This window comes from Mycobacterium sp. 1482292.6, from assembly GCF_001672995.1.
Lineage (GTDB): Bacteria > Actinomycetota > Actinomycetes > Mycobacteriales > Mycobacteriaceae > Mycobacterium > Mycobacterium europaeum_A.
Window position 1 is genome coordinate 20,364 of record NZ_LZKV01000141.1, and the last position, 8,187, is coordinate 28,550.

The window sequence follows — 8,187 nt, forward strand, 5'->3', positions numbered from 1 at the left end:
GCCGAACACCACGGGAACTTGGGCGCGGTCCGCGGACGTTGGTCTGGCATGGTGTCGCGGCTGCTGTTGACCTACGCCGTCGTCGAACTCGCGGCGATCTTCGCGCTGGTGTCGACGATCGGATGGGGCTGGACCCTGCTGGCGCTTCTGGCGACCGTCCTGCTCGGCTGGGGCCTCATCGCCCCGATGGCGGGTTCCCACGTCGTCCGCCGGATCGGGCGACTGCGCTCCGGCCTGGCCGAGCAACGCGCCGCGGCCGGCGACGGCGCGCTGGTCAGCCTGGCCGCGCTGCTGGTTCTCGTCCCCGGACTGGTCAGCACGGCGCTGGGCTTGCTACTGCTCATCCCGCCCGTCCGGTCGGCGGTCGGCCCCGGGCTGACCGCCCTGGCGGTGCGCAAGCTGCAACGACAAATGCCCGGACTCGGTTACGCGGGCGCGTTCCGTCCACAACCTCAATCGGCTCATTCGGCGTCGTATCCCGCCGGGGATTTCGATGGGCGCGGCCGCGGCGACTACATCGACGGCGAGGTCATCGACGTGCGCGACGTCGAGGCGCCGGTGCGGCCGCAAGGATTCGACGCGCGCTGACCCGCCGCGACGGACCGCGCCGCCCACCCGCCGACTGGCCGTTATGGCCCTGCGACCCGCCGCACGTAGTTTTGGGCTGTGTCCCGCTCCGCCGTGAGTCCCGCGCCGCAGACGCTGCTGGTCAACGGTCGGGTGCACAGCCCGGCCCAACCCGACGCCACCGCGATGGCCGTCCGCGACGGCGTGGTGGCGTGGCTGGGCGGCGACCAGGTCGGCCGCCGCATGTTCCCCGATGCCGTCGTCGAAGACCTCGACGGCGGTTTCGTGGCGCCGGGATTCGTGGACAGCCACATCCATCTCACCGCCACCGGGCTGACGCTCAGCGGGTTGGACCTGCGCGGCGCCGGGTCGCAGGCGGAGTGCCTGCGGATGGTCGTCGACTACGCCGCCGCCCATCCCGGCCGGCCGGTGTGGGGTCATGGTTGGGACGAAACGTCGTGGCCCGAGAACCGCTCGCCCAGCACCGCCGACCTCGATGCCGCTCTCGGTGGCCGGCCCGCCTACCTGGCCCGCGTGGACGTGCACTCCGCGCTCGCGTCGACGGGCCTGCGGCGGCTGGTCGCCGATCTTCCGGCGTCGACCGGTTACAGCGCCGAGCGGCCGCTGGTCGGCGACGCGCACCATCGGGTGCGCGCCGTGGCGCGGGACCTGCTGACGGCCGATCAACTGGCCGAAGCCCGCGCCGCGGCACTGCGGGCCGCCGCGGCGGCCGGCATCGTCGCGGTGCACGAATGCGCCGGACCCGACATCGGCGGGATCGACGATTGGCTGCAGTTGCGCGCGCTCGACCATGGCGTCGAGATCATCGGTTATTGGGGTGAGCCGGTGAACAGCCCCGCGCAGGCGCACGAGCTGATGGCGGCGACCGGCGCCCACGGGCTGGCCGGCGACCTGTTCGTCGACGGGGCGCTGGGGTCGCGCACCGCCTGGCTGCACGAGCCTTACACGGATGCGCCCGACCGCACCGGAACCTGCTACCTGGACACCGGGGCCGCCGAGGCGCACCTGCGGGCCTGCACGCAGGCCGAAGTCACCGCGGGATTCCATGTCATCGGAGACGCCGCCGTGACCGCCGTGGTGGATGCCCTCGAGCGTGTCGTCGCCGACCTCGGGCCGGTCGCCGTCGCGCGCTGCGGACACCGCCTCGAGCACGTCGAGATGGTCAGCGCCGAGCAGGCCGTCAAGCTCGGCCGATGGGGGGTCATCGCCAGCGTGCAGCCCAATTTCGACGCGCTGTGGGGCGGACCCGACGGCATGTACGCGCGGCGGCTCGGCGCCGAGCGCGGCAGTCGGCTCAACCCCTTTGCGCTGTTAGCATCCCAAGGCGTGCCCCTCGCGCTAGGTTCCGACGCTCCGGTCACGGGCTTCGACCCGTGGCTGAGCGTGCGCGCGGCGATCCATCACCGCACTCCCGGCAGCGGGGTCTCGGCGCGGGCCGCGTTTGCTGCGGCCACCCGCGGGGGCTGGCGGGCGGCCGGGGTCCGCGACGGGAAGACGGGCACGCTGGTGCCGGGCGCGCCCGCCTCCTACGCCATCTGGGACGCCGGGGACCTGGAGGTGCACGCCCCGCGCGACACGGTCCAGCGCTGGTCGACCGACCCGCGTTCCCGAGTGCCCGCGCTGCCCCGATTGGGCCCGGGCGACGCCCTCCCGCGGTGCCGGCGGACGGTGCATCGGGGCGCTGTCATCCATGGTTAGGGACCGGCCGCGCGGCGACGAGCCGGCGGACCAGGCCGATGCGGCCGATCAGGACCTACCCCGGCGGCCGGACACCGACCCCATCAGCGACGAGGCCGAATCGGACCGCGACGACCAGCCCGCCGACGTGCGCCCCGAGCCGGGAGAACTCGAGGACGACGATCGTGACGGGGGCCCCGCGGAATCGGAACCGGGCGACGAGCCCGGGCCGTCCGGGCCCACGCTGGCCGAGCGGTTGGGGACGGTGGCGCGCGGCGCGCTGACCGGGCTGGTCGCCGCCGTGATCGCGCGGCTGCCCGCCGCCCAGGCCGCCATGCTGCCCCGCCTGACCCGGCTCAGTTGCGCCATCGCGGGCGGCCTGCTGTTCTGCGCCAGCTTCCCGTCGCTGAACTGGTGGTGGGCGGCCGTGGTGGCCGCCGCATTGCTGGGATGGGTGCTGACGCACCCGGCGACCACGCCGGCGGGCGGCCTGGGTTACGCGTTCCTGTTCGGGCTGGCGTTCTACCTGCCGCTGCTGCCGTGGGTAGGACTGCTGGTCGGGCCCATCCCATGGATCGCGCTGGCCACCGTATCGGCGCTGTTTCCCGCCGTGTTCGGCCTGTGCGCCGTCACCGTGCGCCGGCTGCCCGGTTGGCCCATCTGGTTCGCGCTGATCTGGGCCGCTCAGGAGTGGCTCAAGTCGGCCGTCCCGTTCGGCGGCTTTCCCTGGGGTTCGGTCGCCTTCGGTCAGACGCACGGTCCGTTCCTGCCGCTGGTCCAGCTCGGCGGCGTGGCGCTGCTGTCCATGGCGATCATGCTGGTCGGCTTCAGCGCGACGGCCATCGCGCTCGAGATCGTGAAGTGGTGGCACTCCGGTCACCCCGCTGCACGCCCCGCCGGCGGCACCGACGAACCGGGGCACCCCGATCCCGCGCCGCCCGCGGTGGTGGTGCCCGGCGTCTGCATCTGCCTGGTGCTCTTCGCGTCGCTCATCGTCTGGCCACAGGTGCGCCACGCCGGTACCGGGTCGGGCGGCGAGCCGTCGGTCACCGTCGCAGCCGTGCAGGGCAACGTGCCGCGGCTGGGCTTCGAATTCAACGAACAGCGGCGGGCGGTGCTGGACAACCACGTCCGGGAGACCCTGCGGCTGGCCGACGACGTGCGCGCCGGGGCCGCCCCGCAACCGCAATTCGTGATCTGGCCGGAGGACTCGTCGGACATCGACCCGCTAGTCAACGGCGACGCCGCGCTGCAGATATCCCAGGCCGCGGCGGCCATCGGCGCGCCGATCCTGATCGGCAGCGTGCTCGAGGTGCCGGGGCGTCCCCCGCAGGATCCGAACTACACCAACACCATGATCGTGTGGAATCCGGCGACGGGCCCGGCCGATCGCCACGACAAGGAAATCGTGCAGCCGTTCGGCGAGTACCTGCCGATGCCGTGGCTGTTCAAGCACCTGTCCGGCTACGCGGGCCGCGCCGGAAGCTTCGTGCCGCGCCGGGGCCCCGATGTGGTGCACATCGCAGGGGTGCCCCTGGGCGTCGCCACCTGTTGGGAAGTGATCTTCGACCGGGTGCCGCGACAAGCGGTGCTCGGCGGTGCCCAACTGCTGGCCGTACCGGCCAACAACGCCACCTTCAACAAGAGGATGAGCGAGCAGCAGCTGGCATTCGCCAAGGTCCGGGCCGTCGAACACGACCGGTACGTGGTGGTGGCCGGCACCACCGGAATCAGCGCCGTCCTCGCCCCCGACGGCGGCGAGTTGGCGCGCACCGACTTCTTCCAGCCCGCGTATCTGGACATGCAGGTGCGCCTCAAGACCAGGCTGACGCCGGCCACTCGCTGGGGACCGCTGCTGCAATGGGCCATGGTCCTGGCGGCCGGGGCGGTCATTCTGGCCGGGATACGGCAGAATGGATGGTTCCCGCGTTCGACACGTCTGCGGTCCACACGTCGACCGACAGGGGCCGGTGCCACCCCGGGCGACCCCCCGCCCGACGAGCACGACCCGGACACTGCGCCCGACCCCCGGGACCGCACGCCGGCAGACGACGGCGACTGACCACACTCCGTCCGACCAGGACGGCCGGCTTTTCGAATTCGGGCGACACAGAGGAGCTACATGACCACCGGCCAGCCGGCGCCCCAGGTTCCGGGCAACCGCCCCAGCCAGCGCGTCTTGGTGATCATCCCCACCTACAACGAGCTGGAGAACCTTCCGGTGATCCACCGGCGGCTCAAAGAGGCGTGCCCGCACGTGCACCTGCTCGTGGTGGACGACAGCAGCCCCGACGGCACCGGCCAGCTCGCCGAGGAGCTGGCGGCCGGCGATGCGGGACGCACGCACGTCATGCACCGCACCGCCAAGGACGGCCTGGGCGCGGCGTATCTGGCGGGCTTCGCCTGGGGTTTGAGCCGTGACTACTCGGTGCTGGTCGAGATGGACGCCGACGGCAGCCACGCGCCCGAGCAGCTGCACCGCCTGCTGGACGCCGTCGACGCCGGGGCCGATCTGGCCATCGGCTCGCGCTACGTCGACGGCGGGACGGTACGCAACTGGCCATGGCGGCGCTGGGCATTGTCCTGGACGGCGAACACCTATGCCCGCCTGGCGCTCGGCATCGGCGTGCACGACATCACCGCCGGCTACCGCGCCTACCGCCGCGAAGTGCTCGAGGCGATCGACCTCGACGGCGTCGACTCCAAGGGCTACTGCTTCCAGATCGATCTGACCTGGCGAACCATCTGCAACGGCTTCACCATCACCGAGGTGCCCATCACCTTCACCGAGCGCGAGCTCGGCGTGTCCAAGATGAGTGGATCGAACATCCGCGAGGCCCTGGTCAAGGTCACCCGCTGGGGTGTCCAGGGCCGGCGGTCGGGGGCCCGGACCAGCAGGGCCGACAACCGCAGCTAGTTCTGCGGCCTGCGGGCCGGCCCCGACTGAATCGGCGGCTCAGCCGCGACGGCGGGTCTTGATGATCTCGAGGCGCTCCTTGAGCAGCTCTTCGAGCTCCTCGACGGAGCGGCGCTCCAGCAACATGTCCCAGTGCGTCCGCGGCGGCTTCACCTTCTTCGGCTCGGGCAGGTCGCCCTCGATCAGGGTGCCTTCCAGGCCGTTGCGGCACAGCCAGGTGCCGGGGATCTCGGCGTCGTCGGCGAAGGGAACCTCGAACTCCTCACCGTTCTCGGTGCGGTACTTCGCGAGCTGACGCGGAGCCAGGTCGTGGTTGCGGTCAGTCTCGTAGCTCACGGCCCCGAGGCGACTGCCTCTCAGTACGCGATCAGCCATGGCTGCTACTCCTTCAGGTCTTCTCGGAGCTCTCCGGCTCCCTTACTGCGTTCAGTGCAAACTCTTCATCTAGCAAACGCTGCGATCATCTGCGCAGTTCCCCGGCCGGAGCCGGCATACGCGACGCGACCTTCCATGATACCGGGATCGCCGGGAAAACCCGACTAAAGTCGGCAGGCGTGAGCCGCCGTACCCGCCCGCAGCCCTGTCGCTGGTGTGGTCGAGACGTCACCGACGCGGGAATGGGCCGTCGTCGCCAATACTGCCGGCAGTCGTGCCGGCAGCGGGCGTACGAGCAACGGGCGTCGCTGAACCGCAACGGCGCGGCGGCCGTCCCCGAGGACGCGGTGGTGCTGTCGGCCGACGAAGCGGCCGACCTGTCGGATCGCGTCTACCAGGTGCGCTGCGCGGCCGAGGACGTCGCCACGGCCGTGGACGAAGGCGCCGGTGCCACCGAGCTGCGCCGGTTATGCGACACCCTGATCCAAGCCGCCAGGGCCGCCGACGGCTGGCGCCGAGCGGGTGTGTGACCGCGCCGTTGGCACCGGACCGGCCGTGCCTGGCGCCGCACCGGGACATTTCCCGACATGCGCCTGACCACCGGCTATGGCCGGCCGGGTACAGTCGCGCCATGGACGTCGGGCCATGTCTACAACGCACCGCTGTCCAGCGAGCACACCGGGCACCTCGTGTCACATCTTCTTTGCGCGGCGCGGCGCAACTGTCCAGGCCGGTCCTCCCGTAGCAGTCGGGAGCAGCGGACGTTTTGAAATCCTGTCGGAGTTGGCCATACTCACCAGCAACATTCTTGGGTCGGAGAGCGGCACGACGCTGGTCGAACGGGAAACGACGCCGCCTCGTGCAGCAAATTCCGTGACTCGGCGAGAACCGCATCCGGCGGTGAAAGACGGCCGCACGTCGTCAGGCGAAGGTTAGGCGAGGTTTGTGATGGTTGATCAACTCCAGCATGCGACCGAAGCGCTGCGCAAAGCGCTGGTCCAGGTTGAGCGCCTGAAGCGCACCAACCGTGCGCTGCTGGAGCGGTCCAACGAGCCGATCGCGATCGTCGGTATGTCCTGCCGCTTCCCGGGCGGCGTGGACAGCCCGGAGGCGCTGTGGCAAATGGTCGCCGACGGCCGCGACGTGATCTCGGAGTTTCCCACCGACCGCGGCTGGGACGTGGCGGCCCTGTACGACCCGGACCCCGACGCGCGGCACAAGTGCTACGTGAAAACCGGCGGCTTCGTCGACGGCGTCGCGGACTTCGACCCGGGCTTCTTCGGCATCGCGCCCAGCGAGGCGCTGGCGATGGATCCTCAGCATCGGATGCTGCTCGAACTGTCGTGGGAAGCCTTGGAGCGAGCCGGGATTGACCCCAGCGGGCTGCGCGGCAGCGCCACCGGCGTGTTCGCCGGGCTTATCGTCCAGGGCTACGGCATGCTCGCCGAGGAGATCGAGGGTTACCGGCTGACCGGGATGACCTCCAGTGTCGCCTCGGGGCGGGTGTCCTATGTGCTGGGGCTGGAGGGCCCGGCGGTGTCGGTGGACACGGCGTGTTCGTCGTCGTTGGTGGCGCTGCACATGGCCGTGCAGTCGCTGCGCTCGGGGGAGTGCGACCTGGCCCTGGCCGGCGGTGCGACGGTGAACGCCACGCCGACCGTCTTCGTGGAGTTCAGCCGGCACCGCGGCCTGGCGCCCGACGGGCGGTGCAAGGCCTACGCGGGTGCGGCCGACGGCGTCGGCTGGTCCGAGGGCGGCGCCATGCTGGTGGTGGAGCGCTTGTCGGACGCGCAGCGCCTGGGGCACCCGGTGCTGGCGGTGGTGCGCGGCTCGGCGGTCAACCAGGACGGCGCCTCCAACGGGTTGACCGCGCCCAACGGTCCCTCGCAGCAGCGGGTGGTGCGTGCCGCGCTCGCCAACGCCGGGTTGGCCGCGGCCGACGTCGACGTCGTCGAGGGGCACGGCACCGGAACCACTTTGGGTGACCCGATCGAGGCCCAGGCGCTGCTGGCGACCTATGGGCAGGATCGCAGTGAGCCGCTTTGGCTGGGGTCGATCAAGTCGAACATGGGCCACACGCAGGCCGCCGCCGGGGTGGCCGGCGTCATCAAGATGGTGCAGGCGATGCGCCACGAGACACTGCCCGCGACGTTGCACGTGGACGCTCCCAGCCCGCACGTGGACTGGTCGGCGGGTGCGGTGTCGTTGCTGACCGAGGCACAACCCTGGCGGGCCGAGCGCCCGCGCCGGGCGGGCGTGTCGTCGTTCGGCATCAGCGGCACCAACGCGCACGTCATCGTCGAGGCGGCCCCGGCCGAACCGGTGCGGGAGGCCGGCCCGGCGCGGGCGGTGGTCCCGTGGGCGGTGTCGGCGAAGTCCCCGTCGGCGTTGGCCGCGCAGGCGGCCCGGCTGGCCGAATACGTTCGCGCGCACGATGATCTGGACGTCGCCGACATCGGGTGGTCATTGGCGGGCCGCGCGACGTTCGAGCACCGGGCCGTCGTGGTGGGCGGTGACCGCGACCGGCTGCTCGCCGGGCTGGACGAGCTGGCCAACGACGACCCGACCGGATCGGTCATCCGGGGCACCGCGACACCGGCGGGCAAGACGGTGTTCGTCTTTCCCGGCCA

General features: G+C 71.5%; 5 protein-coding genes and 1 pseudogene. 5 read left to right on the forward strand and 1 reads right to left on the reverse strand.

The features are described 5' to 3' along the window. The first annotated feature begins 48 nt into the window (after positions 1-48). The 3 genes and pseudogenes from A5624_RS14395 (at position 49) to lnt (ending at position 5,182) form a co-directional block, all read left to right on the forward strand. A complete protein-coding gene (locus tag A5624_RS14395; RefSeq protein WP_066867226.1) occupies positions 49-588 on the forward strand; it encodes an FxsA family protein in 540 nt (179 codons plus the stop codon). A gap of 165 nt (positions 589-753) precedes the next feature. Continuing rightward, positions 754-2,286, forward strand: a complete 1,533-nt coding sequence (locus A5624_RS14400; RefSeq protein ID WP_082990572.1) for an amidohydrolase — start codon at positions 754-756, stop codon at positions 2,284-2,286. Beyond that, positions 2,279-5,182, forward strand: a pseudogene (gene lnt, locus A5624_RS14405) (apolipoprotein N-acyltransferase). Before A5624_RS14400 ends, lnt begins: the two are co-directional and overlap by 8 nt. Positions 5,183-5,221: 39 nt before the next feature. Here the strand turns inward: lnt and A5624_RS14415 are convergent. Further along, the gene (locus tag A5624_RS14415; protein WP_007770897.1) at positions 5,222-5,557 is read right to left on the reverse strand and encodes an RNA polymerase-binding protein RbpA; all 336 of its coding nucleotides are present in this window, start codon (positions 5,555-5,557) and stop codon (positions 5,222-5,224) included. Between the two features lie 179 nt (positions 5,558-5,736). Here A5624_RS14415 and A5624_RS14420 point away from each other — a divergent pair, with 179 nt between their 5' ends. Both A5624_RS14420 and A5624_RS14425 read left to right on the forward strand, forming a co-directional pair. Next, positions 5,737-6,087, forward strand: a complete 351-nt coding sequence (locus A5624_RS14420; protein ID WP_082972054.1) for a hypothetical protein — start codon at positions 5,737-5,739, stop codon at positions 6,085-6,087. 418 nt (positions 6,088-6,505) lie between these two features. Next, the coding region (locus A5624_RS14425; protein WP_082990571.1) for a type I polyketide synthase at positions 6,506-8,187 on the forward strand (1,682 nt) is incomplete at its 3' end.